We start from the raw sequence: 26,823 nt of genomic DNA on the forward strand, positions 1-26,823 counted from the left end.
TCGTTCGCCGGCCCGCTCGGGGAAGGTCCGTGCCACATGCCCTCCCGGCCGCGGAAGTCAGAGGCCGGGGCGCGGTGGGACCGCTAGCCGCCTGAAGCGGACGAGGTCTCCGCCGTGGCCGCCAGCGCGGGCTCCCGTTCGGCGGCCGGCGCCGGCGGCGCGGCCGGCGGCGCCTCGTTGAGGCCGAACCGGTCGTGCAGGCGGCGCAGCGGCGCCGGTGCCCACCAGGCGCGGCGGCCGAGCAGCGCCATGGTGGCCGGCACCAGCAGCATCCGGACGATCGTGGCGTCGATCAGCACCGCCAGCGTCAGGCCGAGGCCGACCTGGAGGATCGGGGAGAACCCGCCGGTCATGAACGCGCCGAAGACGACCGCGAGCAGCAGCGCCGCGCAGCTGACCACCCGTCCGGAGCTGCGCAGGCCCTCCACCACGGCGGCCCGCTCGTCACCGGTGTGCAGCCAGTGCTCCCGCATCCGGGCCAGGATGAACAGCTCGTAGTCCATGGCCAGACCGAAGGCGATGGCGATGGTCAGCGGCGGCGCGGTGAGGTTCAGCGCGCCCAGCCCCTCGGCGCCGAACCAGCCGGCCAGATTGCCGTCCTGGAACACCCAGACCACGATGCCGAGCGCCGCGCCCAGGCTCAGCACGGTGGTCGCGATGGTGCGCAGCGGCACCAGCACCGAACCGGTGAAGGCGAACAGCAGCACCGCGACGCCGACCAGCACGATCGCCACCGCCCACGGCACGTGGCTCGCCAGCATCGTTCGGAAGTCCACCAGATGCGCCGCGATGCCCGTGACCAGCACCGGCTCGTCGCCGCGCAGCTCCCTGACCTCCTCGACCAGGCCGGTGGCCACCGGGCCGTCCACCGTGCCGGTCGGCGTCAGCTCCAGCAGCGTGCCGCCGTCCGGCAGCGCCGTGGTCTCGGCCGCGGCGACGCCGGGCAGCGCGGAGAACGTGTCCACGCACTCCGGGTCCGCGCCGGGCCGCAGCAGCACCAGCACCGGGTTGACGTCGCTGCCCTCGGGGAAGTGCGCCCGCACGGCGTCGTCCAACTGCCGCGCCTCCGCGTCGTCGGGCAGCGAACGGGCGTCGCCGACCGCCAGGCTCATCGAGAACGCCGGGATGGCCAGCACCGCCAGGCCCGCGACGACGGCGAGCGGCACGGCCAGCCGGCGACGGATGCCGAAGTCGGCCAGCCGGGCGAACATCCGGCCCGGCTCCTTCCGTCCGCGCGGGGCGCGCGCCGCCGGGATCCGGGCGCCGAAACGCGCCAGCAGCGCGGGCAGCAGCGTGACCGCGGCCAGCATGTCCACCACGACCACGGCGGCCACCGCCAGGCCCATGCTGCGCAGGAAGGTGTTGGGGAAGACCAGCAGCCCGCTCAGGCACACCGCCACCGTCAGCCCGGAGAACAGCACCGTGCGCCCGGCCGCGGCCACCGTGCGGTGCACGATCGCGGGAATGTCGTCGGGGTCGGGCGCGTCCCGCCGCTCCTCGCGGAACCGGACCACCATCAGCAGCGCGTAGTCCACGGCGAGGCCGAGCCCCAGCATGGTGGTGGTCTGCACGGCGTACACCGACACCTCGGTGAAGGTGCTGAACGCGAACAGCGCGAGGAACGCCCCGGCCACCCCGCTGATCGCCACCAGCAGCGGCAGCGCGGCGGCCCGCAGCCCGCCGAAGACCACCAGCAGCAGCATCAGCACCACGGGCAACGAGATCAGCTCGGCGCGCTGCACGTCCTGCTGGGCCCGTTCGCCCATCTCGTCGCCGAGCAACGGCCCGCCGCTGACCAGCACCTCGCCGTCCGCGGCCGCCTCGTCGAGCTGCCGCAGCCGGTCGGCCGCCGCGCCGACCGCGTCCTCCTCGGCGGCGTCGTCGAGGCCGCCGGCGAGGGCGACGGGTATCAGCACCGCCCGCCCGTCGTCGGCGACCAGCCCGGGCGTCGCGTACGGGTCGGGCACCTCGGCCACGCCGTCGATCCCCCGCACGTCGGCCACCGCCCGGTCCACCGCGGCGCGCAGCCCGGCGTCCCGCACGTCGGTGCCGTTCACCAGCGCGGTGAACGACTCCCCCGTCGGGTCGACACTTTCCAGCAGTTCCTCGGCCCGTTCGGCCTCGCTGCCGTGCACCGACTCCACCGTGTCGGTCAGCCGCCCGAAGACGCCGGTGCCCAGGCCGAAGCCCAGCAACAACAGCAACAGCCAGAGGAAGAGAACGGTCAACGGACGGCGGGTCGCCGTCCGGGCGAATGCGGTGAGCACGGGTCCTCCTCGGTGGGGCGTCCGGGTCGTCCGGTTGGTCGTCCGGTTCGCCACTCAGAGTCGGTCCGTGGGCGGGTGCGGCGGATCGCCGAGGCGAGCGGTCTTCCCGCCCGCCGATCTCAGTCGCGGGAGGGAGGCTCCCCGCCCACGCCCCCGTCAGCGACTTCGCCGGCGACGACAAGGCCCGCCTCGTAGGCGCAGATCACCGCCTGCACCCGGTCCCGCAGGTGCAGCTTGCTGAGCACGTTGCTGACGTGCGTCTTGACGGTGTGTTCGCTGACCACGAGGGTCGCCGCGATCTCCGCGTTGGACAGGCCGCGGGCGAGCAGCCGCAGCGTCTCCGTCTCACGGGTGGTCAGCGCCGCGAGTCGCTCGGAAGGACCAGACGGCTCGGGGGCGCGCGCCGCGCGGCGGAGCCGGATGACGTCGGCCACCAGCCGCCGGGTCACCGAGGGCGCCAGCAGGGACTCGCCCCCGGCCACCACGCGGACCGCGTGCACCAGGTCGTCCCGGCGCACGTCCTTCAGCAGGAAGCCGCTGGCCCCGGCGTACAGCGCCTCGTAGACGTACTCGTCCAGGTCGAAGGTGGTCAGCATCACCACCCGGCAGTCGCTTTCGGCGCACACCCGGCGGGCCGCCTCGATGCCGTCCATGCCCGGCATCCGGATGTCCAGCAGCAGCACGTCCGGCGCGTGCCGGCCGACCTCGGCGACCGCCTCGGCGCCGTCGCCCGCCTCCGCCACCACCTCGATGTCCGGCTGCGCGTCGAGGATCATGCTGAAGCCGCTGCGCACCAGCTCCTGGTCGTCCGCGACCACCACCCGTATGCTCACACGGCGACCCTACGGGGAACGGTCGGCAGGGTGGCGGCGACCCGGAAGCCGCCGGCGTCGGCCGGACCCGCCTCCGCGCTGCCGCCGCAGGCCGCGGCGCGTTCGCGGATCCCGATCAACCCGTGCCCCGCCCCCTGACCGCGGCCCCTGCCGGCGGCAGCACCGGGTCCGTGCCGCCCGTCGTCCGTCACGGTGACCAGCAGCGTCTCGTTCCGCTCGGCGTCCCAGTCCAGCTCGACCAGCGCCGTCGCGTCCGGGCCCGCGTGCTTGACGGTGTTGGTCAGCGCCTCCTGCACCACCCGGTACGCCGCGACCTCGGTGTCCGGCTGCAACGGCCGGGGCCGGCCCCGGGTGCGCAGCTCCACCCGCAGCCCGGTGGTCCTGGTCACCCGGCGCACCAGCTCGGGCAGGCCCGCCACGGTCGGCTGCGGCGCCAGCGCGTCCGCCTTGTTCGGCTCCTCCTTCAACACGCCCAGGATCCGCCGCAGCTGCGCCATCGCGTCCCGCCCCGCGCCGGCGATCGCGTCGAACGCCGCCTCCGCCCGGTCCGGGTCGGCCCGCACCACCACGGGTCCCGCCTCGGCCTGGACCACCATCAGGCTCACCGCGTGCGCCAGGATGTCGTGCATGTCCCGGGCGATGCGCGCGCGTTCCCGCGCCGCCGCGCGGGCCCGTTCCGCCTCGGCCTCCTGCTCCAGCCGCCGCGCCCGGTCCTCCACGGCGGCGGTGTAGGCGCGTTGGATCCGGGTCAGCACGCCGATCGCGTATGCCGCGACGATGCCCAGCAGGTGGAAGCCGTAGTCGATCGGCTCCCCGTCCATGATCGCGATGGTCAGGGAGCAGCCGACCGTCCAGCCGACCAGCATGTACCGCCGTTTCCAGGGCCGGGAGAGCGCCGCGACGGTGTAGAGCGAGACGAGTCCCGCGGAGTTGACCTCGGGCGCCGGCGCGTGGTGCACGGCCATGCTGACCGTGAAGAAGCTGACCACCAGGGCGGACGCGAACGGCGCCCGCCGCCGCCACACCAGCGGCACCACCGTGCCGACCCCCAGCAACACGCCCTGCAGAGTGACCTCGTCGCCGCCCCGTTCCGGCAGGACGAACTGGTAGGAGACGGCGACGAGCACGGCGGCCGCCAGGGCGATGTCCACCACGTACGGGTTCGCGGAACGCAGCCGATCGGCGAGCGTAACGATGCGTGACCTACCGCTCATGGGCAACTCTCCCGGCGTCTCACCAGACAGAAGGCCCCGCCAGTATCGCGACCCCGCCGGGCCGGCCGCCTCACCGATGCGAGGGATATTTCCCGGTCTCCGCGAGGGTTCATCGATGGAAGATTCAACTACCTTCTGCGGAGGGCCGCTCACCCTCGTCCGGAGGTGCCCATGGCCATGGCCAGCTTCCTCGACCGCTCACGGACCATCGCCCCGCCCGGCTGGAGCAGGTGGCTGGTGCCACCCGCCGCCCTGTCGGTGCACCTGGCCATCGGCCAGGCGTACGCGTGGAGCGTCTTCAAACCCCCGCTGGAGGAGTCCCTCGACCTCAGCGGCACGCAGAGCGCGCTGCCGTTCCAACTCGCCATCGTCATGCTCGGCCTGTCCGCCGCCTTCGGCGGCACGCTGGTGGAGCGCAACGGGCCGCGCTGGGCGATGTTCGTCTCGACGGTCTGCTTCTCGTCCGGCTTCCTGGTCTCCGCGCTCGGCGTGTGGGCCGAGCAGTACTGGGTCGTGGTCCTCGGCTACGGCGTCATCGGCGGCGTCGGCCTCGGCATCGGCTACATCTCCCCGGTCTCCACGCTGATCCGCTGGTTCCCCGACCGCCCCGGCATGGCGACCGGCATCGCCATCATGGGCTTCGGCGGCGGCGCGCTCATCGCGTCCCCCTGGTCGGACCGGATGCTGGAGGGCTTCGGCACCGACACCGGCGGCATCGCCATGACGTTCGCGGTGCACGGCTGCGTCTACGCCGTGTTCATGTCGCTCGGGGTGCTGCTGGTCCGGGTCCCCGCGCCCGACTGGCGCCCGCCGGGCCGGGAGGCGTCGACCGTCGTCGCCCCGCGCGCCCGGGCCCTGATCACCACGGCCAACGTCTCCGCGCGCAACGCCCTCCGCACGCCGCAGTTCTGGTGCCTGTGGATCGTGCTCTGCTGCAACGTCACGGCCGGCATCGGGATCCTGGAGAAGGCCGCGCCGATGATCCAGGACGTCTTCGCCGAGACGGACGCACCGGTCACGGCCGCGGCGGCGGCCGGTTTCGTCGCGCTGCTCTCGCTGGCCAACATGGCGGGACGCATCGCCTGGTCCTCCTCCTCCGACGTGGTCGGCCGCAAGAACATCTACCGCTTCTACCTCGGCGGCGGCGCGCTGCTCTACCTGACGCTGGCCCTGGCCGGGGACTCCTCCAAGCTGCTCTTCGTGGTCGCGGCCCTGGTACTGCTGTCGTTCTACGGCGGCGGCTTCGCGACCGTTCCGGCGTACCTGAAGGACCTGTTCGGCACCTACCAGGTGGGCGCGATCCACGGCCGGCTGCTGACCGCCTGGTCGGCCGCGGGGGTGCTCGGGCCGCTGATCGTCAACGCCATCGCCGACAGCCAGGAGGAGGCGGGGCGTTCCGGACTTGAGCTCTACACGCTCTCCTACTTCGTCATGGTGTCGCTGCTGGTCGTCGGCTTCGTCGCCAACGAGTTCGTCCGGCCGGTGCACGAGCGGCACCACGAGCCGGCGGAGCCGGCGCCCGCCGCCGAGCCCCGGCCGGAGTCGACGTCGGAATCGGAAGGAGCCGCCCGATGAACTCGATGAACCGGCGCACCCTCCTCGTCATCGCCTGGCTCTGGGTGGCGATCCCCTTCAGCTACGGGCTGGTCGAGCTGATCAGGAAGGCGACCCAGCTCTTCACCGGCTGATCCCCGAAGGGTCCGAAAAGAAAGGCCCAACTCCCCGATAGTTACGACGCGACCGCCCCGTGACGCACCTCGAAGGCGCCACGGGGCGGTCGCGTCTCTCCCGGTGTCACCGGCAACCAACGGCCCCTCCGTGGCGACTGGAGGCGGGAGCGCTCCCCCTTCAGGGGCTCGAAAATTTCGATCCCCTCCCCCCCCACAAGGGAGATCATCATGGACCAGACAGACGGGACCACCAGGAAGCCCGGCATCCGCCGGAGGAGCCGGCTACTGGCCGCCGCGGGCGCCGCGACGGCGTGCGGCGGCGTCCTCGCGGTCTACGCCGCCCCGGTCGGCGCCGCCGAACCGGCCGCCGCCGCCACCGTCATCACGGTGGCGACCGACGGCAGCGGCGACCACACCAGCGTGCAGGACGCCGTGGACGCGGTGCCCAGCGACAACGCCAGCGAGGTCACCATCGAGATCTCGCCCGGCGAGTACCGCGAGCAGGTGATCGTCCCCGAGGACAAGCCGTACGTCACCTTCCTCGGGATGGGCGCCCAGGAGGACGAGGTCACCATCGTCGAGGGCCGGAACGCGGGCGACCACGGCACCGAGGGCAGCGCCACCCTGGTCGTGAAGGGCCACGACTTCCACGCCGACAACCTGACGTTCGCCAACGACTTCGACGAGAACTCCTCCGACACCGGCGACCAGGCCCTCGCCGGCTACCTGGACGCCGACCGCATCCTGCTGGACGACGTCCGCCTGCTCGGCGACCAGGACACCGTCCAGGTGCACGACGGCGCCCGGGCCTACGTCAGCGACTCGTACATCGAGGGGACGGTCGACTTCATCTACGGCGGCGGAACTGCGGTGTTCCACCGCTGCAAGATCTACGAGAAGCGGGACACCGGCGGGCCCATCACCGCCGCCAGCACCCCGGCGGAGCAGCAGTACGGGTTCCTCTTCTACCAGTCGTCGATCGACGGGGCCACGGACGGCACCACGCAGCTCGGCCGGCCGTGGCGGCAGGACGCGCAGGTCCTCTACCGCGAGGTCGAGATGTCGGCGGCCATCGCCACCGACCAGCCCTGGACGGACATGTCCGACGCCACCTGGGAGAACGCCCGTTTCCTGGAGTACCAGAACACCGGCGACGGCGCCGGCGTCAACGACAACCGCCCGCAACTCTCCGACGACGAGGCCGCGGAGTACACCCCCCAGGCCTACCTCGCCGGCACCGACGGCTGGAACCCGGTCGGCTGAACCCCACCGCCCCCCGACCGCCCGGCCCCCAGTCTCGGGCGATCGGGGGGGCGGCGCTCAGGGGGTCGCCGCTCAGGTTGTCGGCGTGGGTGGGGTCCAGTGGGGGGCGCGGCCTGAGGTGGCGAGGGCGCGGGTGAGGGGGGTGGCGGTGGCGGCGACGGGGAGGGGGTCGGCGAAGCCCTGGTACTGGCGGTAGATCTCGGCGTGCTCCTCGACCACGGCGAGGACCATGCGGGCGAGCTCTTCCGAGACGTCGATCCGCTGGCCGGTGGCCCGGGCGACGTCCCAGCCGTGGACCACCATCTCCTTGATCACCATCTGGGCGATCGTCGACGCGGGCATGGCCATGCCGCCGAGGTCCACCTCGCCCTCCCACGCGGCCGGCTCCGACCAGGCCGCCACCGCCCGGTCCAGCTGGGCCGCGTAGCCGTCCGCCCAGTCGGGGTCGGCGGTGAAGTCGCGGGCGACCAGCTCCTCCGGGAGGGGCTCCCGCCGGGCGCGGTGTTCGAGGCCGTGGGAGGTGTAGAGCACCCAGTGGTTGACCAGGGTGCGGGTGTCGAAGTCCGTGCAGGGGGTCGGTCCGTCCAGATGTTCCGGGCGGACGCCGCGGGCGATGCGGGCCGCCTCCGCGGCGGCGCCGGCCATCAGGGGGTGCAGAGAGGGCGTGCTGTCGTTCATGCGTTCGATCATGGGCCGGTCGCGGGGCGGGCGTCTTGAAGAAACGCGACAGCCGGACGGTTAGCCTGGCGGTGTGACCTCCCCGGACCTCGGACGAGGGGTGCTGGAACCCGGCCGCGCGGCGGCCGTGGTCAGCCTGGCCCGGCACGAGCCGCGGCCGGAGGTGGCGCGTTTCGTCGAGTTCTACTGGCTGGTGCGCTGGGACTGCCGCGGCCGGCCGGCGCACGAGCAGAAGGTGCTGTCCCACCCCAACGTCCACCTGGTCTTCGAGGAGCCGACGGCGCGGCTGTACGGGGTGGACCGGTCGCTTTTCGTGCGCCGGTTGGAGGGCGCCGGGCACGTGCTGGGGGTCAAGTTCCGGCCGGGCGCGTTCCGCCCGTTCGTCGACCGGCCGGTGGCCGAGCTCGCCGACCGGGTGGTGCCGGCCGCCGACGTCTTCGGGCCCGACGTGGACCGGGTCAACGAGGTGGTGCTCGGCCCGGACGGCCAGGACGGCCCGGCGCTGGCCGCCCGGGTGGACGCCTTCCTGCTCCCCCGGCTGCCCGAGCCCGACCCGGTGGCCGCGGAGGTCGCCGCGATGGTGGAGCACATCGCCGCCACACCGGGACTGTCCCGGGTCGACCAGGTGGCGGAGGCGTGCGGCGTCGGCGTGCGGCGGCTCCAGCGGCTGTTCCACGAGTACGTCGGCGCCAGCCCCAAATGGGTGCTGCGCCGCGCCCGGCTGCACGAGGCCGCGGAGCGCGCGGACCGCGGCACGGACGTCGACTGGGCGGCGCTCGCCGCGGAGCTCGACTACGCCGACCAGGCGCATCTCACCCGTGACTTCACGGCCGCGGTGGGCACCTCGCCGGCCCGCTACCTGGAAACGGGCCGGCGGTAGGCCGGTCCACCGCGGCGGGGGAGCACCACCGGGGGAGTGGCGCTCCCCCGCGGACCCCGGCGGAAGGGGACGTCGCGCCGGGGTCGCCGGCGCGTAGGGGGCGCGCCGGGTTCGGGGGTCAGCGGTCGGCTCGGGCGGTCGGATCGGTCGGATCGGTCGGATCAGTCGGACCGGTCCGATCGGTCCGGCGCGAGCGGCGCAGGACGACGCGGGCCAGGGGCCAGAGCAGGATGGCCGCGATCAGGCCGTAGACGCAGAGCGCCAGCGGGGTGTTGACCAGTCCGGACAGGCTCCCGTCGCTGAGCTGGAGCGCGCGGCGCATCTGGAGCTCCGCGGCGGGGCCCAGGATCACGCCGAGCACGGCGGGCAGCACGGGCAGCCCGTAGCGCCGCATCAGCAGCCCCAGCAGTCCGATCAGCAGCAGCAGGAAGACGTCGAACGAGGAGCCGGAGACCGCGTAGGCGCCGACCGCCGCGAAGAACAGGATGCCCGCGTACAGGTAGGGGCGCGGGATGCGGAGCAGCCGGGCCCAGACCGGCGCCAGCGGCAGGTTGAGCACCAGCAGCATCGCCATGCCGACGAACAGCGAGGCGATCAGGCCCCACACCAGCTCCGACTCGCGCTCGAACAGCAGCGGCCCCGGCTGGATGCCGTACGTCTGGAAGGCGGCCAGCATCACCGCGGCCACCGCGGTCGTCGGCAGGCCGAGCGTCAGCATCGACGCCATCGTGCCGGCGGCCGAGGCGGAGGCGGCCGACTCGGGGCCCGCCACCCCCTCGATGGCGCCCTTGCCGAACTCGTCGCGGTGCCGGGACAGCCGCTTCTCGGTCGCGTACGACAGGAACGTCGGGATCTCCGCGCCGCCCGCCGGGATGGCGCCGAACGGGAAGCCGATCACCGGTCCGCGCAGCCACGGCGCCCAGGTGCGGCGCAGCTCCCGACGCCCCAGCCACGGGCGGCCCACCGGGATCGGCCGGTCCGGCCGGCGCCGCAGGTGCAGCGCGACCCACAGCGCCTCGCCGACCGCGAACAGGCCGACGGCGACGATCACCACGTCGATGCCGTCCGCGAGGTTCAGCACGCCGAACGTCAGCCGTTGCTGTCCGGTCAGCGCGTCCAGGCCGACCAGGCCGATCGCGAGGCCGACCAGCAGCGAGGCGAAGCCCCTGACCCGGGAGCTGCCCAGCACCGAGGTCACCGCGACGAAGGCGAGCACCATGATGGCGAAGTAGTCGGCGGCGTGGATGTCCACCGCCCAGTCGGCGATGGACGGGGCCAGCAGCACCAGCAGCAGGGTGCCGATCACGCCGCCGGTGAAGTGCCCGATGGCCGCCGCGGCCAGCGCCTGCGCGCCGCGCCCGGCCCTGGCCATGGGATGGCCCTCGATGGCGGCGACCACCGCGGCGGTCTCGCCCGGCGTGTTCAGCAGGATCGAGGTGGTGGAGCCGCCGAACATGCCGCCGTAGTAGATGCCCGCGAACATGATGAACGCGGCGGTCGGGTCCAGCCCGTACGTCACCGGCAGCAGCAGCGCCACGGCCATCGCGGGACCGATGCCCGGCAGCACGCCGATGGCCGTGCCGAGCAGCACGCCCAGCGCCGCCCACAGCACGTTGGCCGGCGTCAGCGCCGTTCCGAAGCCGTCCAGCAGGGAGTTCAGCGAGTCGACGGCGAGGGCGTCGACGGCAGGAGCGTTCATGGTCACAGCACTCCCGTCAGTGGTCCGCCGGGCAGCGGGATGCCGAGCAGGCTGTCGAAGACCACGTAGGTGACGACGGACAGCACCGCGGCGATCAACGGATCCCGGGTGTGGGCTCGGCTGCCCAGCGCGTAGGCCGAGCCCCAGAACATCAACGCGCCGGAGGCCGGGAAGCCCAGCGGCCCGATCAGCACCGCGTTGCCGAGGAAGACCCCGGCGAGCAGCAGCACCGTGCGCCAGTCGCCGGGCGCGGTCAGGTCCACGTCCTCGCCGCCCTCGGCCTCGCCGCGCCCGCCGCGCAGCACGTCCACGGCCAGCAGCACGGCGACCACCAGCAGCCCGACGCCGACCACGGTCGGCGCGCTCTTCGGGCCGACCGGCCCGCGCTGCGCGACGTCGACGTCCATGGTCAGCACGTCGCCCAGCACCAGGGCGCCGAGGGCGAGGAGCAGCACGCACACCCCGAGCTCGGAGTGCTCGTGCGCCCACCGCCGCGCCGTGCCGGGCCCGTTCGCCCCCTGCTCCGCGAGATTCACAGCCCCAGCTCCCTCAGCGTCTCGTCCACGCGCTCGTCCTGCCGTTCCAGGTAGCGCCCGAAGTCCTCACCTGTGAGGAACGCGTCGGTCCAGCCGTTGCGGGCCAGCGAGTCCCGCCACTGCTCGGAGTCGTGCAGCTCCTGGAACAGCCGGATCAGCCGGTCGCGTTCGGCGTCGCTCAGGCCCGGCGGGGCGACGATGCCGCGCCAGTTGGTGAACGTCACGTCGAGACCGACCTCGGTCAACGTGGGCGCGTCGGGCATCCCCGACACCCGCTCCTCGCCGGTCACCGCGAGCACCCGCAGCTCCCCGGCCTCGATCTGGTCGAGGTACTCGCCCACGCCCGAGACGCCGAAGGCGACCTCGCCGCCGAGGATGGCGGCGAGCAGTTCGCCGCCGCCGTCGTAGGAGATGTAGTTGGCCGACCTGGGGGTGACGCCGGCCGCCTCGGCCATCAGCATCGCGGCCAGATGGTCGGGACCGCCGGGGGAGGAGCCGCCGCCGACCGGCAGCGACTCGGGGTTGGCCCGCCAGTCCGCGAGCAGGTCCCCGAAGTCGCGGTACGGGGAGTCGGCCGGCACGACGACCACGTCCGGCTCCTCGGTCAGCCGCGCGATCGGGGTGGTGTCGGCGAGCGTCACGTCGGTGTCGTTGGTGTGCACCGCCCCGACGACGCCCAGGCCCATGGACATCGCCATCCGGCCGTTGCCGCGCTCCGAGACCAGGCGGCTCAGCCCGACCGTGCCGCCGGCGCCGGGCAGGTTGAACACCTCGATGGTGCCGGTCAGGTCGGCGTCCTCGGCGTTGGCCGCGGCGGTGCGGGCGGTGATGTCGTAGCCGCCGCCCGGCTCGTTGGGGACCATGAAACGCAGCCCCGGGATGCTGGTGCCGCCGCCCTCGGAGTCGTCGGCGGACAGCAGCGGCGGGACGACGAGCACGATCAGCGCGGCCGTGAGCACGGAGACCAGGAACCGCGGTCGCATCCGGGAGGCACCGCCCTTCCGTCCTTCCGTCGGGATCCGCGCCGGTCGGCGCGGCGTCGCATCGGTGCGAACGGCGCCACCCTGCCCCCGGGCCCGGCGGGCCGTCCATGCCCGGGCGCGTTGCGAACGTAAGTCTCCTTTTCTTCATAGAGTTCACGGCCGCGAGCGACTGGTTTCAGGCCGGGCCGCGCACGGCCGGGCTCAGGGCGCGCGGAGGCGGAAGCGCCGCTCGGGACGCCCGGCGCCGCCGTACCGCAGCGACACCGTCACCTGCCCCGTCGCCATGAAGTGCTCCAGATAGCGCCGGGCGGTCACCCGGGACAGGCCCGCCCGCTCCGCGCAGTCGGCCGCGGACAGCCCGTCGGCCTCGGCGCCCGCGGCCAGCACCCGCCGCACCAGCTCTGCCGTCTCCTCCGACAGGCCCTTCGGCAGTGCCCTCGTCCCCCTCGACCCCTTCGCCGGCCGGGTCGCCGCCGTCCCGAACACCCGGTCCACCTCGTCCTGGCCGGGCGCCGCGAGGGCCGCCAGCTCCCGGCGCCGCTGGGCGTAGTCGCGCAGCCGCTCCTGGAGCACGGGAACGTCGAACGGCTTGATGACGTAGTGCACCGCGCCCCCGCGCAGCGCGCCCCGCACCGTCTCCATCTCCCGCGCCGCCGTGATCACCAGGACGTCCACGTCGATGTCCCCGACCCCGTCCCCGCCGGACCCGGCCCCGGAACGCAGCTCGCGCAGCACGTCCAGGCCGCTCATGTCCGGCAGGTAGATGTCCAGCAGCACCAGATCCGGGCGCAGCTCCCGCACCGCGGCCAGCGCCCGTTCGCCCGTGTGCGCCTGCCCGACGACCCGGAACCCCGGCGTGCGCTCCACCACCTTGCTGTGCAGCCGGGCCACCATGAAGTCGTCGTCCACCACCAGCACCCCGATCACGACCCCACCTCCGACTCCGTCGCGCCAGTCTCCGTCGCGCCAGTCTCCGCCGCGCCAGACTCCGCCGCGGACGAATCCGTCGCGGGCGGCTCGCGCCTCGGCGGCGTCCGGGGCAGCCGGGCCAGGAACGCGGACCCGTCGACCGCGACGTCGCCGCCGCGCCGCCCGCACACCAGCCGGGTGATGGCCAGCCCCAGGCCCCGGTCGCCCGCCTTGGTGCTGAAGCCCTGCCGGAACACCGCGTCCCCCACCTCGGGTGCCACCCCGGGACCCGAGTCCCGCACCCGCACCCGGACCTCCCCGGCGGCCCCGTGCTCGGTCAGCGCCACCTCCACCCACGCGTCGGGGCCGCCGCCCCGCACCGCCTCCAGCGCGTTGTCGACGAGATTGCCGATCACCGTCACCAGGTCGGACACCAGCGACTCCGGCAGCGCGCCCAGCGCGCTGCCCCGGGCGATCCGCAACGCCGTCCCCTGCTCCGCCGCCAGGCTCGCCTTCGCGACCAGCAACGCCGCCAGCGACGGGTCGTCAACGGCCGCCTGCACCCGGGCGGTGCGCCGCGCGTGCGTTCCGCTGATCCCGCGCACGTACCGGCCGACCTCCGGATACTCCGCCAGCTCCACCAGCCCGGCGATCACGTGCAGGTGGTTCGAGAACTCGTGGGCCTGGGCGCGCAACGTGTCGGTGGCGCTCCGCGTGGTGTCCAGCTGGTGCTGGAGTGCGGTCAGCTCGGTCAGGTCGCGCAGCGTGGTCACCGAGCCCATGGCCTGCCCGCGGGCGACGAGCGGCATCCGGTTCAGCGTCAGCACCCGGTCCCGGGTCACCACCACCCGGTCGCGGTCGGGCCGCGGACCGGTCAGCGCCTCCCGCAACACCTGCTCCACGCCGAGCTCGTCGAGCGTCCGCCCGGCCGCGTCCGGCGGCAGCCTGAGCAGCTCCCGCCCGCTGTCGTTCGCCAGCGTCACCCGGCCCTGCCGGTCCAGGCCCACCACGCCCTCGGTGATCCCGTGCAGCATCGCCTCCCGGTGCTCCACGAGGGCGGTGATCTCGCCCGGTTCGAGGCCCATCGTCTGCCGTTTGATCCGGCGCGCCAGCAGATAGGAGCCTGCCACGCCGAGCCCCGAGGCGATCCCCAGGTACAGCAGCAGGTCGGGCGCCGCGGCCTCCACCCGGGCCGCGAGGCTCCGCTCCTCGCTGCCCACCGCCACCACGCCCAGCAGCCGGCCGTCCTCCCCGAACACCGGCACGTGCGCCACCAGCGAGGTCTCCGCGCCCACCGCCGTGACCGAACCCACCCATGACCGGCCGGCCAACACGTCGCTGTCGCCCAGCTCCAGCGGCTCCCCGACGCGTCGCGGATCCGCCGCGGTCAGGATGCGCCGGTCGAGCCGCGCGATCTCCACGAACGACGCCCCCGACGTGCTCCGCGCGCCCTCCGCGGGCGCGTGCAGCGCCCCCACCCGCGCCGGGTCCGCGAGCCCGATCCGCACCACCCGCTGCGCCGCCACCGACTCGGCGGTGCTCAGCAGCCGGGCGCCCTCGGTCCGCCGCCAGTCGGCGTTCGCCAGCACCACCGACACCCAGGCGACGACGACCAGCACGACCACGACCAGCGCCAGCTGCAACGTGAGCACCTGGCCCGCCAGCGACATCCGCGCCGCGGGGAACCGGCCGGGAAACACCCTGCGACCCATCCGCCGTCCTCCTCCCTGCCCCGTCGCCTGCCCCGTCGCCCTGCTCGGTTGCGACCGCACATTCTGCTGGCTGCGGGCGAAGGTCACCAGATCCGCGCACCCGAGGATTCACGCCGACGTATGGCGTTGTTCGACAGGCGTGCGGAGACTGGCGCGGGTGAACGACAACAACACCAGAACCTCCCGCCGCAGCCTCCTCACCGCCGGACTCGGCCTCGCCGCCGCCGGCACGGCGACCACCCTCGCCGCGACCACCCCCGCCGCCGCCTCCGACTCCGCCGCCTCGGGCGCCGCCTCGGGCGCCGCCTCGGGCTTCGCCCGGCCGGCCCGGCTCCGCGTCGCCACCTTCAACATCCACCACGGCGCGAGCCCCGCCGACGTCCTGGACCTGGAGCGGATCGCCCGGGTGATCAGCCGCCTGCGGCTCGACGCCGTCGGCCTCCAGGAGGTCGACCGCCACTGGTCGGACCGCAGCGGCTACGTGGACCAGGCGGCGTGGCTGGGCCGGCGGCTGCGGATGCAGCACGTCTACGGCGCCAACCTCGACCTCGACCCGGAGACGCCGGAACAGCCGCGCCGCCAGTACGGCACGGCGGTGCTCTCCCGCTGGCCCGTCCTGTCCTCGACCAACACCCCGCTGCCGCTCTTCCCCGGACACGAGCAGCGCGGCCTGCTCCAGGCGGCGCTCAACGTCCGCGGCACCCGCGTCACCTTCGCCGTCACCCACCTCCAGCACAACGACAACCTGGAACGGGAGCAGCAGGCCGCGCGGATCGTCGAGCTGCTCGGCTCCCGGCCGCGCCGCACCATCCTGACCGGCGACCTCAACGCCACCGCGGAGACGCCCGAGATCACGACGCTGACCTCGGTGTTCGACGACGTCTGGCCGGCCGCCGGCAGCGGCGACGGATTCACCTACGACGTCCTGGACCCGCACACCAGGATCGACTACGTGCTCGCCTCGCCCGACCTCCGCCCGCTCACCGCGCGGGTGGTCACCGACGACCCGGAGGCGTCCGACCATCTGCCGGTGGTGAGCGAACTCCTGCTGGCCGGGCCCGCGACCGCCTGAGCCGACGGCCGGCCGCGCCGGGCCGCCCCGGGGAAACTCGGTGGCCCGGCGCCCCGGCGGGGTGGCAGCCTTCGCTGTCATGAGCGACGACGCGGAACTGCTGGCGGACCTCTGGAACGAGGAGGTGGCCCAGGGATACGACGAGGACTCCGCGTACATGTACGCGCCCGAGGTGCTGGATCCCACGGTCGAGTTCCTCGCCCGCCGCGCGGCTGACGGACCGGCCCTGGAGTTCGCGGTGGGCACCGGCCGCGTCGCGCTCCCGTTGCGCGCCCGGGGCGTGCGGGTGTCCGGGATCGAGATGTCCGAGCCCATGGCGCGGCGGCTGCGCGCCAAGCCGGGCGGCGAGCACGTCGACGTGACCATCGGCGACATGGCCACCACCCGGGTACCGGGCGAGTTCGGCCTCGTCTACCTGGTCTACAACGGCATCAGCAACCTGCTCTCCCAGGACGAGCAGGTCGAGTGCTTCCGCAACGCCGCCCGACACCTCGCCCCCGGTGGCCGCTTCGTCATCGAGGTCGGCGTCCCCGACCTGCAACGGCTGCCGCCCGGCGAGACGGCCCGTCCGTTCCACATCGGCCGCGAGCATCTGGGCTTCGACACCTACGACCTCGTCAACCAGCGGCTGGTCTCCCACCACTACCGGATCGTCGAGGGCCACACCGCCACGTTCCGCTCCCCGCACCGCTACGTCTGGCCCGCCGAACTGGACCTGATGGCCCGGCTGGCCGGCCTCATCCGCACCGAACGCTGGGCCGACTGGTCGGAGTCGCCCTTCACCGACACCAGCACCACGCAGATCTCCGTCTGGCAGAAGCCCGCGGCCGGGTCCGCCCCCGCCTGACGGGGTCAGCGCTCGCGGAGCGGGGCGTACGGGGCGAGGTCGAGGCCGAGTTCGGCCTTCAGGTCGTGGTCGGTGGCCAGCAGCGCGGCGAGCCTGCCGGCCCACGGGCCCATGGTGAGGCCGGTCGCGCCGAGGCCCGTGGCCACCACCAGGCCGGCGAGCCCGGGCACCGGGCCGAGCAGCGGCCGGGCGTCGGGGCCCATGGGCCGGAAGCCGATCCGGGTCTCGACGTGCACCGCGGAGGCCAGCCCCGGCGCGACGGCGAGCGCCTCGTTGAGCACCTCGGCGAGGCCGCCCGCGGTCACCTGGTAGCTGAAGCCCGAGCCGGTCTCCCGGGTCGCGCCCGCCACCACCCGGGAGTCGTCGAACGCCACCAGGTAGTGGGCGCTGCCGCCCGGCAGCACCGCCGGCCACCGCGAGGTGTCCGTGCCCGGCAGCGCCAGATGCGCGATCTGGCCGCGCTGCGGCTCCACCGCGGCGGTCAGCCCGACGAGCGCCAGCACGTCGGCCGTCCACGCGCCCGCCGCCAGGATCACCCGGTCGGCCTCGATCACGCCGCCCGCCCCCGACACCTCCACCCCGCCGACCCGGTCGCCGGAACGGACCAGCGTGGCCCGCCCCTGCCGCAGCCTGGCGCCGCGCCGCTCCGCCTGGCGGAGCAGCGCGTCCCGCAGCAGCCGGCCGTCCACCCGGGCGCCGGCCGGCACGTAGACCGCGCGGGAGTCGGCCGCCAGCGGCGGGAAGAGCTCGCGCGTCTGGTCCCCGTCGAGGATCTCCACGTCGCCGGTGTCGGACACCGAGTCGCGCCGCGCCACGGTGCGGCGCAGGATCTCCGCCAGTTCCTCGTCGTCGGAGGCCAGGCTGAGCGCGCCGACCCGGCGGTAGCCGAGGTCCCGCTCGCCGGCCTCGGCGAGCTCCGCCACCAGCGGTCCGTAGTAGCGGGCGCCGTCGCCGGCCATCCTGAGGTGGTGCGGATCGGCCACCCGGCTGGCCCACGGGCAGACGATGCCCGCCCCGGCGTCGGTGGCCCGCCCGCGCAGCGGCTGGTCGACCACGACGACCTCGGCCCCGAGCCCGCTGGCGTGGTACGCGGCGCTCGCCCCCGCGATGCCCGCCCCGACAACGACGATGCGCATGCTGTGCCCTCTCGGCCGACGTCGGCGAACCCCGTCCATCCCGTCCATGGTCCATCACCCACCGCCGGGCTTCCTGTGTTAGGCTTGAGGCAGTTGCGGTTTTGGTTTTCCATAGATTTTGGTGCGTCCAGTGGGCCTACCCCGGGACGTGCCTTATTTTTTTGCCGGTCATTTCCGGATGGGGTCATTGCAGCAACATTCCGAGGGACTCCGCTTCCGGCGGATCCCAGCACTTTCCCCTCATGAGGAGATGGACATGGCCAACGGCACCGTGAAGTGGTTCAACGCCGAGAAGGGCTTCGGCTTCATCGAGCAGGACGGTGGCGGCGCCGACGTCTTCGCCCACTACTCGAACATCGCCGGTTCCGGCTTCCGCGAGCTGCAGGAGGGCCAGCGGGTGAAGTTCGACGTCACCCAGGGCCAGAAGGGCCCGCAGGCGGAGAACATCGTTCCCGAGTAACGCCACAGGCACATCACGAGCCGGGGCCCGCACCTGAAGGGTGCGGGCCCCGGCTCGTCGTGCCGTCAGAGAGGCACATCACATGAGTCGTCGCCCCCGACGCCGAAGTAACACCGCTCGGCTCGCCGGCGCCCAGTCCGCCGTCGCCCATCCCACCGCGGCCCGGTCCGCGGTCGCCGAGTCCGCGATCGCCGAGACCGCCGTTCGCCCCGCCGCCGCCCAGCCGACCGCCGTCGCCTCGTTCGCCGAGCTCGACCTGCCCAGGCAGCTGTCCGACGAGCTCACCCGCCAGGGCATCTCCGCGCCCTTCCCGATCCAGGCGGCGACGCTGCCCAGCGCGCTGGCCGGACGGGACGTGCTGGGCCGCGGGCGGACCGGCTCCGGCAAGACCCTCGCCTTCGGCCTGCCGCTTCTGGCGCGCACCGCGGGCCGGCGCGCCGAGCCGCGCCGCCCCCGCGCGCTGGTCCTGGTGCCCACCCGCGAGCTGGCCCAGCAGGTCACCGAGGCCCTCACCCCCTATGCCCGGGCCCTGCGCATGCGGCTGGTCACCGTGGTCGGCGGCCTGTCGATCAACCGTCAGGCGTCCGAGCTGCGCGACGGGCGCGAGGTCGTCGTGGCCACCCCCGGACGGCTCAGGGACCTGGTGGAACGCGGCGACTGCCAGCTCGACGGGGTCGCCGTCACCGTCCTGGACGAGGCCGACCAGATGGCCGACATGGGCTTCCTCCCGCAGGTCAGCTGGCTGCTCCGGCAGGTGCCCGCCGACGGCCAGCGGATGCTTTTCTCCGCGACGCTGGACCGGGACGTGGACCGGCTGGTGAAACGGTTCCTGCACGATCCCGTGCTGCACTCGGTCGATCCCCCCGCGAGCGTGGTCAGCACGATGACGCACCATCTGCTGCACGTGTCCGCGGCCGACAAGCAGGCCCTGGTCACGCGGATCGCCGGCCGCGAGGGTCGGGTCATCATGTTCCTGGACACCAAGCGCGCGGTGAACCGGCTGACCACCAGGCTGCTGACCGCCGGCGTGCGGGCGGCGGCGCTGCACGGCGGGCGATCCCAGCCGCAGCGCACCCGCACCCTGGACCACTTCCGGACCGGCCACGTCACGGTGCTGGTGGCGACCAACGTCGCCGCCCGCGGCATCCACGTCAACGACGTCGACCTCGTCGTCAACGTCGATCCGCCCGCGGACCACAAGGACTACACCCACCGCGGCGGGCGCACCGCGCGCGCCGGGGACTCCGGCAGCGTGGTCACGCTGGTCCTGCCCGACCAACGCCGGGCGATGGAACGACTGATGTCCGCCGCGAGCATCACCCCGCACGTCGCCCGGGTCCACTCCGCCGACGCCGAGCTCGCCCGCATCACCGGAGCACGCGTTCCTTCCGGCGTCCCCGTCGTGCTCGGCGCCGAGGCCCAGGAGGCGCCGCGGCCGGCCACCCGACGCGGGCCACGGCCGAATCACGACGGCCGCGTGCGCCGGAGCTCGCGTCCCGCGCGGCGGCGCGCGCCGCGGCGCGCTGAGTAGCCGCGCGACATCTTGACGGTCGTCGTCCGCCCTCGTACTGTCGCGCCCGACCCGGATTGAAACGAATCAATACGCGAAGCGCCGCGAACTGATCCGCGAAGCGATCCGCGCATCGACACCCGGGTCGAAGCCCCGCTCGACACCGCCGCGGAAGGACCTCCGATGACACAGCACAGACGCTCCCGACGGCGCTGGTCGGTCGCGCTGTTGGCCTCGTTGGCCGCCGGGGTGACCCTGGCCGGCGGCCTGACGAGCGGCGCGCAGGCCGGCGGGGACGGGCCCGGTGGGGGCCGGGACGACGTGCGACTGGAGCGTCTCGACCGGGGTCTGGTGGCCGTGGAGACCGGCGAGGGGGTCTTCCTGAGCTGGCGGCTGCTCGGCGACGAGGTGACGGGCGCCACCGAAACGGGCATGGCCGGCGTCGACTTCCGCGTGTACCGGGACGGCGAGCGGATCGCGACGGTCACGGACAGCACCAACTACCTGGACACCGAGGCGTCCCCCGACAGCGAGTACCGGGTGGCCCCGGTCAGGAACGGCGACCGCGGCCGGCTCAGCGAGCGGGTGTCGCCGCGCGACGACGGCTACTACGAGATACCGCTGACCCGCCCGGCGGACGGCGTCACCCCGGCGGGCGAGGCGTACACCTACCGCGCGAACGACATGAGCGTCGGCGACGTGGACGGCGACGGCGCCTACGAGTACGTCGTGAAGTGGGATCCGACGAACTCCAAGGACGTCTCCCAGGTCGGCTACACCGGCAACACCTACATCGACACGTACGAGCTCGACGGCACGCTGCTCAGTCGGATCGACCTCGGCGTCAACATCCGCTCGGGCGCGCACTACACGCAGTTCCTGGTCTACGACTTCGACGGCGACGGCCGCTCGGAGCTGATGTTCAAGACCGCGCCCGGCACGAGGGTGACCAGCTACGACGAGGACGGCGACGTCGCGTCGGAGGAGTACATCACCCTGCCGCGCGCCGACGTTCGCGCGGGCTACTCGAACGAGGACGACTACCGGCTCAGCGCCGAGGGCTACTACGACCATCTGGTCGAGATGTTCCAGGGCTGGGACGAGCACCCCGAGGTGGAGGCCGGGAACTGGCCGGCCACCATCGAGGAGGCCCTCGGCATCACCGACCGGGAGCCCTACGACTACCCGCTCTCCCGCGCCGACGCCGAGTCGCTCGCCGACCACTTCATCGACGTGTACGCGCCCAGCCGGAGCAGCCGCAACCAACTCCGCGCGTTCGAGGGCTTCGTCCTCGAAGGACCCGAGTACCTGACGGTCTTCGACGGCGCCACCGGCGCGGAGCTCGACACCGTGCGCTACCCCGTCCCGCGCCACGACGACGGGCTGATGTGGGGCGACTACGCCATGAGCCGCATCGAGCCGGGCAACCGGGTGGACCGCTTCCTCTCCGGGGTGGCGTACCTGGACGGCGAACACCCCTCGGCGATCTTCGCCCGCGGCTACTACACCCGCTCCACCGTCGCCGCCTACCGCTGGGACGGCCACCGGCTCCGTACGGACTGGACCGTGGACAGCGGCTGGACCCCGATGGCCAACCCGTTCAACGCGAGCCCGCACGGCGTGGACGGCACCGACCCCGAGTACGGCACCCTCACCACCCAGGGCTTCCACTCCCTCGGCGTCGCGGACGTGGACGGCGACGGCCGGCAGGAGATCGTCTACGGCTCCGCCACGCTGGACGACGACGGCGACCTGCTCTACAGCTCGTTCGGCGAGATGCCCGAGGGCAGCGCGGATCCCGGCGCCTCCGCCCGGCTCGGACACGGCGACGCCATGCACGTCACCGACATCGACCCGAACCGCGAGGGCCTGGAGATCTTCACCGTGCACGAGGGCGGCAGCTGGGCGCCGTACGGGTTCGCGCTGCGCGACGCCGCCACCGGCGAGGTGCTCTACGGCGGCTACACCGGCGTGGACACCGGACGCGGCATGATCGGCGACGTCAGGCCCGACGTGCCGGGCCTGGAGAGCTGGGCGTCGGTGCCGCTCCAGTCCTCGGACACCGGCCTGTGGTCGGCCGCCGGCGAGAACCTCGGCGGCGAGACGCCCGGCACCAACGCCAGCATCCGTTGGGGCGCCGACCTGACCACGCAGCTGGTCAACGGCGCCACCACGGACACGTACACGACGCCGACCATCGACGACTGGACCCGCGGCACGCTGCTGACCGCCGAGGGCACCACCACGAACAACTACACGAAGGGCAACCCCTCCCTGGTCGCCGACGTCCTGGGCGACTGGCGCGAGGAGCTCTTCCTGCCCACCACCGACCAGGACGCCATGCGGATCTACGTCAGCACCGAGGTCACCGACCACAAGATGTACACGCTGATGCACGACCCGCAGTACCGGGTGGACGTGGCCCGCCAGCAGACGGCCTACAACCAGCCCGCCTACCCGGGCTTCTACCTCGCCTCCGACACCGACTGGGCGGACGTGCCGGTGCCGGACATCGACTACCCGCGCGGCCGGTGAGGTAGCGAGCGGCGAAACGAGCGGCATGGGGGCATCTCCCGGGCCCCCTGGGGCCCGGGAGGGAGGGCCGCGCCGGGCGGTCCTGCCTCAGGGTGTGGCCCGGGCGGCCCGACGCTCACCTCCGGCCCTTGAACTCCACGGGGCCCGCGTTCATCTCGATCGTCCCGTCGGGGTGCAGCACCGGGCGTCGCTCCGTCATCCGGGCGCTGTACGCCTCGATGTGCCGGATGGCCGCGCCGTCCGGATCCGAGAAGTCGACGAGGGCGATCGCCACCCAGTACCGCGTCCGGGTCTTCTCGAACAGCGGCACGGTCACCGTCGAGCCGCGGCCGTCGGTGACCACCACCCTGGCGCCGAAGCTGAGGAACGATCCGAAGCCGTTGCTCAGCGCGGAGTACGCGCAGAGCAGCACGTAGCCCTGCTCGTCCGGGCGGACGATGCGGACCGTCTCCCTGCCGGGGGCGCGGGAGTCGCCGTCCAGCGCGATGAACGGGTCGTGGTGCAACGAGCCGAGGCCGCGGTAGTAGACGACGCCGGCGCTCTTCGCGATCGAGGCCTGCTTCTTGGCCTGCTTCTCCGCCGCGCCGGCCTTGCCCTGCCTGGCGCGGGCGTCCCCGGCCGCCTTGCGCCACGCCTCGGACGCGCGCGCCTGGTCGGGGGTCCACAGCGGGCCGCCCCGCGGCACGTGGCCGGTCGGCACCACGGTCCCGGGCGCCGTCGCGCCGCGCAGCGCGTCGGCGGCGGGCACGAACAGCGCGTACAGGTCGAGGTCGGCGCCGCGCCGCCGCCGGCTGTCGCTGCCGCCGTCCCATTCCAGGGTGGCGGTCACGACCAGTTCCGGGTCCTGTTTGTCGAGGCTGAGCGAGACCGCGCCCTTCTTCTCCAGGCTGATCTCGCCGAGCGGCGCCTTGGTGAGGTCGGGCGGCGGGGCCACGGGCGCGGGCGGCGCCGCGGGGGCGGCCTCGGCCACGGCCCCCGCCATCGCCACGGCCGCGGCGACCTCGGCGGCGTCGCCCGCGCCGGCGACCGGCGCGCCCGCGGCGTCGTCCGAACCGTCGTCCGTCCCGTCGTCGTCGACCGCGATGCCGAAGTCGGTGGCCAGCCCAGCCAGGCCCGAGGCGTAACCCTGGCCCACCGCCCGGACCTTCCACCCCGCGCCCCGCCGGTAGAACTCCAGCAGCACCGCGGCCCGTTCGCCGCCGGTCATGGGCGGCACCCGGAACGCGACCGGTTCGCCGCCGTCCTGCGTGGCGACCACCGCCAGCTCCGTCACCTCGGTGAAGGTGCTGCGCTCGTCCCCCGGATCGCAGCTGGCCACGACGACCACCTGGTGCACGGAGTCCGGCAGCGCGCCGGGCTCCAGCCGCAGCCGCGTCGCGTCGGCCAGCGTCACGGCGCCGCCCTCGGCGCTCGGCTGGTTGAAGAACACCATGTCGCCGTCGGAGCGGACCTTCCCGTCGGCTCCCAGCAGCAGCGCGCTGAGGTCCAGTGACCCGCCCGTGTACCGCAGTTCGGCGCTCACGGCGGAGTCCGCGAGCGGCACGTTGCCACCCTTGGCGAGCTCGACCATCGCGTTTCCCCCCGTCCGACGTCCGTGGACCCGACCGTAACATCGGGCTATTCCTCCGCCCCCGCCCTGAGCACGTGAAACCGCACGCCGAGGGCGATCTGGGCCGCGAGCACGAGGGCCGTCGCCGGAACGGCCGTCGCGGGCCCGGCCGGCGTCGTCGCGAGCACGGCCAACGCCGCGACCGGGTAGGGCAGGCCGTGGCGAGCGCTGAGGTGGTAGGGGCGGACCTGGAGCACCCAGAGGGTCAGCACGAAGAGCGCGACCGGGACGGTGACCGTGGCCGCCGCGGCCGGGGCCGAGACGTGCCCGTGGTGCGTGACGTCGTCGACGGCCACGGCGAGCCCCGCGCCCACCGCCGCGGCCGAGCCGAAGACGAGATAGTGGCCGTAGCCCCACACGAAGGTGGCCGTGTCGGTGGAGGTCAGGAAGGTGTGGGCCGGCTTCGCGAAGTACATCCACCACATCGCGAACACCGTCACCAGCCCGCCGGCCGCGACCGCGTAGAGCTCGCCGCTCGCCTGGTGCGCGTCGACCGCCGTCCGCACCGCGGACGTCGCGGCGAGCACCGACTCGCCCAGCACGATCATCGTGAACAGCCCGTACCGTTCCGCGATGTGGTGCGGATGCCACGGGCTCGCCCCGCGCCGCTCCGCCCACGGCGCGACCGCGAGGTCGAGCGCGGCGAACAGCGGGAAGGCCGGCGTCTGCCAGCTGGGCGGGAGGAACAGCCAGCCCACCCACGCGACCTGGACGACGGCCAGCCCGGCGGCGTACCGGCGGTTCGTCGACCGGTGCGGGGCGTCGGTCGCGGCGGCGCGCAGCCAGAGGCTGATCATCGCCACCCGCATGATGATGTAGCCGGTGACCGCCAGCGCGAAGTCGTCGTCCGCGAACGCCCGGGGCACGCCGGCGGCCAGCACCAGCGCGCCCGCGATGGTGACGAGCGTCGCGAGCCGGTACGGCACGTCGTCCACGTCGTAGGCGGAGGCGAACCAGGAGTAGTTCATCCACGCCCACCAGATGGCGAAGAAGACGGCGAGGTAGCTGCCGAGGGCGTTCCCCGCGTAGCCGTCGGCGAGGTAGTGGTGCAGTTCGGCGGAGACCTGGGCGACGGCCACCACGAAGCACAGGTCGAAGAAGAGCTCCAGCGGGGTGGCGGCCCGGTGCTCCTCGTCGGTGGAGCGGGCGCGCATCGGGCGGTGCCAGACGGGGAAGCGGTCGGTCGTCACCGCTGGATTCTGCGTCGGTGCCGCCCGCCGGCCCCCGTGCGACACGGGCCGGCGGGCGGCCGGGTCAGCCGAGGCCGACGACGCTGATCATCACGGGCAGGAACACGATGATCAGGATGGCGCCGATGATGTCGAAGCTGACGCCGGAGCGGACCATCCTGGTGATCGGGACCAGGCCCGAGCCGTAGGCGATGGCGTTCTGCGGCGTGGACACCGGCAGCATGAAGCCGAAGGACGCCGCGAACGTCGCCGCCAGCGCCGGCTGCAACGGGTCGACGCCCGCGGCCTGGGCGATCGGCAGGATGATCGGCACCACCACCGCGGCCGACGCCGTGTTGCTCGTCGTCTCGGAGACCAGGATGGCCAGCACGACGGCGAACGCGGTGATCGCCAGCACGTCGGTCAGGCCCAGCCAGTCGGACGCGGACGTGCCGATCGTCTCGGCCAGCCCGGTGTCCGCCAGCAGCGTGCCGAAGATGATGCCGGTGCCGAACAGCAGGATGGTGCCCCAGTCGATCTTGGCGGCGTCGCTCCAGTTCAGCGTGGCCTGCCGGCGCTTCCAGTCGGTCGGCAGCAGGAACAGCAGGGACGCGCCGAGGACCGCGACCACGCCCTCGTCGAGCCGGTCGGACACCGTCGTGTACGCGGAGGAGTCCGTGCCGGCGACCAGCGCCACCACCGCCGGCACGATCCACAGCGTCACGGTGACGCCGAAGGCGACCAGCGTGTTCTTCTCGGCGCGCGACATGCGCCCCAGCTCCGCCCGCTGCTGGTGCACGAACTCCTCGACGCCCGTCAGCCGGCGGATCTCCGGCCGGTTCAGCAGCAGCAGGACGACGCAGAGCACGACGAACATCAGGGCGCAGATCGGCAGCGCGGTCGCGGTCCACTCCAGGAACGAGATCTTCTCGCCGGTCACCTCCTCGATGTGCTCGCGCCCGATCAGGTTGGGGGGTGAACCGATCGGGGTGAGCAGGCCGCCGACGCTCGCGCCGTACGCCAGCATCAGCACCAGCGCCGCGCCCACCCGCAGCCGCAGCGGGTCGAAGTCCTGGGCTACGACGCCCCGCTCCTGCATCAGCTTGGCCATCACCGCGAGCATCCCGAGCGCGGTGGGCAACAGCATCGCGACCGTCGCCGTGTTGGAGATGAACGCGGACAGCATGCAGGTGATCGCGCCGAAGGCGATGATGACCCGGAACGTGGACCGGCCGACGCCCGGCAGCGAGAGTATCCGGAAGGCGAACCGGCGGGCCAGCCCGCTGGCCAGCATCGCCTGCGCGATGATGAACGCCCCGATGAACGTGAAGATCGTCGAGGATCCGAAGGGCGCCAGGGCATCGTCCGCCGGCACCACGCCGAGCACCACGATGGCGCCGACGCCGATCAGACCGCCGACCGGGATGGGCACCGGCTCGGTGACCCACAGCACGATCACGCCGAGCAACACGGCGGCCAGCTGTTGCTGCTGGACCTCCATGTCGAGGGGCAGGAAGAGGAAGACGACGGACACCAGCGGGGCCAGCCACAGCCCGGTGGTCTGTCGTGCCTTCTCGAACCGCTCCTCGGCCGGCGTCAGCCGTTGCTCGCCGAGGCTGCGGTAGGTCGAGTGGCCCAGCAGGGCCTTGTCCACATCGGTTCTGACCGGCTCCTTGGCCATGCGGCCCGCGGCCGGCCCTGCCTTGTCCGGCTTGTCTGACGTCATCGGCAGCAGCCCTTCGGATGGAACGGGCGTTCGTGGTGGGTGAGTATTCAACCTCTGCCCACGCCCGTGATTTCGATGCGTGGCACTGCGCGGCCCGAAACGGGGAAAGGGGCAG

21 protein-coding genes are annotated in these 26,823 nt (G+C 73.4%); 8 read left to right on the top strand and 13 right to left on the bottom strand.

Annotated features, from left to right (window positions below):
* Window positions 1–83: 83 nt before the first annotated feature.
* From ABGB06_RS19110 to ABGB06_RS19120, 3 genes are all read right to left on the bottom strand, one after another.
* The gene (locus ABGB06_RS19110; RefSeq protein WP_347590902.1) at window positions 84–2,267 is read right to left on the bottom strand and encodes an MMPL family transporter; all 2,184 of its coding nucleotides are present in this window, start codon (window positions 2,265–2,267) and stop codon (window positions 84–86) included.
* Window positions 2,268–2,386: 119 nt separating this feature from the next.
* Window positions 2,387–3,100, bottom strand: a complete 714-nt coding sequence (locus ABGB06_RS19115) for a response regulator transcription factor (protein WP_347590904.1) — start codon at window positions 3,098–3,100, stop codon at window positions 2,387–2,389.
* Window positions 3,097–4,314, bottom strand: coding sequence for a histidine kinase (locus ABGB06_RS19120; RefSeq protein ID WP_347590906.1), 1,218 nt, complete (start codon window positions 4,312–4,314; stop codon window positions 3,097–3,099). Before ABGB06_RS19120 ends, ABGB06_RS19115 begins: the two co-directional genes overlap by 4 nt.
* Window positions 4,315–4,485: 171 nt before the next feature.
* Between ABGB06_RS19120 and ABGB06_RS19125 the strand changes: the two genes are divergently transcribed.
* Both ABGB06_RS19125 and ABGB06_RS19130 read left to right on the top strand, forming a co-directional pair.
* A complete protein-coding gene (locus ABGB06_RS19125; protein ID WP_347590908.1) occupies window positions 4,486–5,889 on the top strand; it encodes an OFA family MFS transporter in 1,404 nt (467 codons plus the stop codon).
* 323 nt (window positions 5,890–6,212) lie between these two features.
* Window positions 6,213–7,247: a pectinesterase family protein gene (locus ABGB06_RS19130; RefSeq protein ID WP_347590910.1), complete on the top strand. Its 1,035-nt coding sequence runs from the start codon at window positions 6,213–6,215 to the stop codon at window positions 7,245–7,247.
* Window positions 7,248–7,319: 72 nt separating this feature from the next.
* Here ABGB06_RS19130 and ABGB06_RS19135 read toward each other — a convergent pair whose 3' ends face one another.
* Window positions 7,320–7,925 carry a TIGR03086 family metal-binding protein gene (locus tag ABGB06_RS19135; protein ID WP_347590912.1) on the bottom strand — a complete coding sequence of 202 codons (606 nt, stop codon included), beginning with the start codon at window positions 7,923–7,925 and terminating at the stop codon, window positions 7,320–7,322.
* Between the two features lie 73 nt (window positions 7,926–7,998).
* On the opposite strand from ABGB06_RS19135, the gene ABGB06_RS19140 reads away from it, so the two are divergent.
* Window positions 7,999–8,805 (top strand): helix-turn-helix domain-containing protein, encoded by an 807-nt coding sequence (locus ABGB06_RS19140; RefSeq protein WP_347590914.1) that lies wholly within the window; start codon window positions 7,999–8,001, stop codon window positions 8,803–8,805.
* A 118-nt stretch (window positions 8,806–8,923) separates the two neighbouring features.
* On the opposite strand, the gene ABGB06_RS19145 is transcribed toward ABGB06_RS19140, so the two are convergent.
* The 5 genes from ABGB06_RS19145 to ABGB06_RS19165 all read right to left on the bottom strand — a co-directional run bounded on the left by ABGB06_RS19145 (window position 8,924) and on the right by ABGB06_RS19165 (window position 14,644).
* Window positions 8,924–10,504, bottom strand: a complete 1,581-nt coding sequence (locus ABGB06_RS19145; RefSeq protein WP_347590916.1) for a tripartite tricarboxylate transporter permease — start codon at window positions 10,502–10,504, stop codon at window positions 8,924–8,926.
* 2 nt (window positions 10,505–10,506) lie between these two features.
* Window positions 10,507–11,040, bottom strand: coding sequence for a tripartite tricarboxylate transporter TctB family protein (locus ABGB06_RS19150; RefSeq protein ID WP_347590918.1), 534 nt, complete (start codon window positions 11,038–11,040; stop codon window positions 10,507–10,509).
* The gene (locus tag ABGB06_RS19155) at window positions 11,037–12,023 is read right to left on the bottom strand and encodes a tripartite tricarboxylate transporter substrate-binding protein (RefSeq protein WP_347590920.1); all 987 of its coding nucleotides are present in this window, start codon (window positions 12,021–12,023) and stop codon (window positions 11,037–11,039) included. The genes ABGB06_RS19150 and ABGB06_RS19155 overlap by 4 nt, the downstream gene beginning before the upstream one ends.
* Window positions 12,024–12,224: 201 nt before the next feature.
* Entirely contained in the window at window positions 12,225–12,950 is a 726-nt protein-coding gene (locus ABGB06_RS19160; RefSeq protein ID WP_347590922.1) for a response regulator, read from the bottom strand.
* Entirely contained in the window at window positions 12,947–14,644 is a 1,698-nt protein-coding gene (locus ABGB06_RS19165) for a sensor histidine kinase (RefSeq protein WP_347590924.1), read from the bottom strand. The genes ABGB06_RS19160 and ABGB06_RS19165 overlap by 4 nt, the downstream gene beginning before the upstream one ends.
* A gap of 157 nt (window positions 14,645–14,801) precedes the next feature.
* On the opposite strand from ABGB06_RS19165, the gene ABGB06_RS19170 reads away from it, so the two are divergent.
* Window positions 14,802–15,716 (top strand): endonuclease/exonuclease/phosphatase family protein, encoded by a 915-nt coding sequence (locus ABGB06_RS19170; RefSeq protein WP_347590926.1) that lies wholly within the window; start codon window positions 14,802–14,804, stop codon window positions 15,714–15,716.
* Between the two features lie 79 nt (window positions 15,717–15,795).
* The gene (locus ABGB06_RS19175; protein ID WP_347590928.1) at window positions 15,796–16,563 is read left to right on the top strand and encodes a class I SAM-dependent methyltransferase; all 768 of its coding nucleotides are present in this window, start codon (window positions 15,796–15,798) and stop codon (window positions 16,561–16,563) included.
* 5 nt (window positions 16,564–16,568) lie between these two features.
* Here ABGB06_RS19175 and ABGB06_RS19180 read toward each other — a convergent pair whose 3' ends face one another.
* Entirely contained in the window at window positions 16,569–17,699 is a 1,131-nt protein-coding gene (locus tag ABGB06_RS19180; RefSeq protein WP_347590930.1) for an FAD-dependent oxidoreductase, read from the bottom strand.
* 256 nt (window positions 17,700–17,955) lie between these two features.
* Here ABGB06_RS19180 and ABGB06_RS19185 point away from each other — a divergent pair, with 256 nt between their 5' ends.
* From ABGB06_RS19185 to ABGB06_RS19195, 3 genes are all read left to right on the top strand, one after another.
* The gene (locus ABGB06_RS19185) at window positions 17,956–18,159 is read left to right on the top strand and encodes a cold-shock protein (RefSeq protein WP_347590932.1); all 204 of its coding nucleotides are present in this window, start codon (window positions 17,956–17,958) and stop codon (window positions 18,157–18,159) included.
* Between the two features lie 82 nt (window positions 18,160–18,241).
* Window positions 18,242–19,690, top strand: a complete 1,449-nt coding sequence (locus ABGB06_RS19190; protein WP_347590934.1) for a DEAD/DEAH box helicase — start codon at window positions 18,242–18,244, stop codon at window positions 19,688–19,690.
* A 162-nt stretch (window positions 19,691–19,852) separates the two neighbouring features.
* On the top strand, window positions 19,853–22,204 hold the full coding sequence (locus ABGB06_RS19195) for a rhamnogalacturonan lyase (RefSeq protein WP_347590936.1): 2,352 nt from the start codon (window positions 19,853–19,855) through the stop codon (window positions 22,202–22,204).
* 115 nt (window positions 22,205–22,319) lie between these two features.
* On the opposite strand, the gene ABGB06_RS19200 is transcribed toward ABGB06_RS19195, so the two are convergent.
* The 3 genes from ABGB06_RS19200 to ABGB06_RS19210 all read right to left on the bottom strand — a co-directional run bounded on the left by ABGB06_RS19200 (window position 22,320) and on the right by ABGB06_RS19210 (window position 26,708).
* The gene (locus tag ABGB06_RS19200) at window positions 22,320–23,774 is read right to left on the bottom strand and encodes a TerD family protein (RefSeq protein ID WP_347590938.1); all 1,455 of its coding nucleotides are present in this window, start codon (window positions 23,772–23,774) and stop codon (window positions 22,320–22,322) included.
* Between the two features lie 47 nt (window positions 23,775–23,821).
* A complete protein-coding gene (locus ABGB06_RS19205; RefSeq protein WP_347590940.1) occupies window positions 23,822–25,003 on the bottom strand; it encodes a low temperature requirement protein A in 1,182 nt (393 codons plus the stop codon).
* Window positions 25,004–25,067: 64 nt separating this feature from the next.
* Entirely contained in the window at window positions 25,068–26,708 is a 1,641-nt protein-coding gene (locus ABGB06_RS19210) for a DASS family sodium-coupled anion symporter (protein WP_347590942.1), read from the bottom strand.
* Window positions 26,709–26,823 lie beyond the last annotated feature (115 nt).

The sequence above is a fragment of the Streptomyces sp. B6B3 genome, assembly GCF_039871525.1.
Lineage (GTDB): Bacteria > Actinomycetota > Actinomycetes > Streptomycetales > Streptomycetaceae > Streptomyces.

Bases quoted from the DNA above. Each gene is read 5' to 3' on its own strand.
- ABGB06_RS19120 (WP_347590906.1), bottom strand. From the start codon at position 4,314: ATGAGCGGTAGGTCACGCATCGTTACGCTCGCCGATCGGCTGCGTTCC.
- ABGB06_RS19125 (WP_347590908.1), top strand. From the start codon at position 4,486: ATGGCCATGGCCAGCTTCCTCGACCGCTCACGGACCATCGCCCCGCCC.
- ABGB06_RS19130 (WP_347590910.1), top strand. From the start codon at position 6,213: ATGGACCAGACAGACGGGACCACCAGGAAGCCCGGCATCCGCCGGAGG.
- ABGB06_RS19135 (WP_347590912.1), bottom strand. From the start codon at position 7,925: ATGAACGACAGCACGCCCTCTCTGCACCCCCTGATGGCCGGCGCCGCC.
- ABGB06_RS19145 (WP_347590916.1), bottom strand. From the start codon at position 10,504: ATGAACGCTCCTGCCGTCGACGCCCTCGCCGTCGACTCGCTGAACTCC.
- ABGB06_RS19155 (WP_347590920.1), bottom strand. From the start codon at position 12,023: ATGCGACCGCGGTTCCTGGTCTCCGTGCTCACGGCCGCGCTGATCGTG.
- ABGB06_RS19165 (WP_347590924.1), bottom strand. From the start codon at position 14,644: ATGGGTCGCAGGGTGTTTCCCGGCCGGTTCCCCGCGGCGCGGATGTCG.
- ABGB06_RS19175 (WP_347590928.1), top strand. From the start codon at position 15,796: ATGAGCGACGACGCGGAACTGCTGGCGGACCTCTGGAACGAGGAGGTG.
- ABGB06_RS19180 (WP_347590930.1), bottom strand. From the start codon at position 17,699: ATGCGCATCGTCGTTGTCGGGGCGGGCATCGCGGGGGCGAGCGCCGCG.
- ABGB06_RS19185 (WP_347590932.1), top strand. From the start codon at position 17,956: ATGGCCAACGGCACCGTGAAGTGGTTCAACGCCGAGAAGGGCTTCGGC.
- ABGB06_RS19190 (WP_347590934.1), top strand. From the start codon at position 18,242: ATGAGTCGTCGCCCCCGACGCCGAAGTAACACCGCTCGGCTCGCCGGC.
- ABGB06_RS19195 (WP_347590936.1), top strand. From the start codon at position 19,853: ATGACACAGCACAGACGCTCCCGACGGCGCTGGTCGGTCGCGCTGTTG.
- ABGB06_RS19200 (WP_347590938.1), bottom strand. From the start codon at position 23,774: ATGGTCGAGCTCGCCAAGGGTGGCAACGTGCCGCTCGCGGACTCCGCC.
- ABGB06_RS19210 (WP_347590942.1), bottom strand. From the start codon at position 26,708: ATGACGTCAGACAAGCCGGACAAGGCAGGGCCGGCCGCGGGCCGCATG.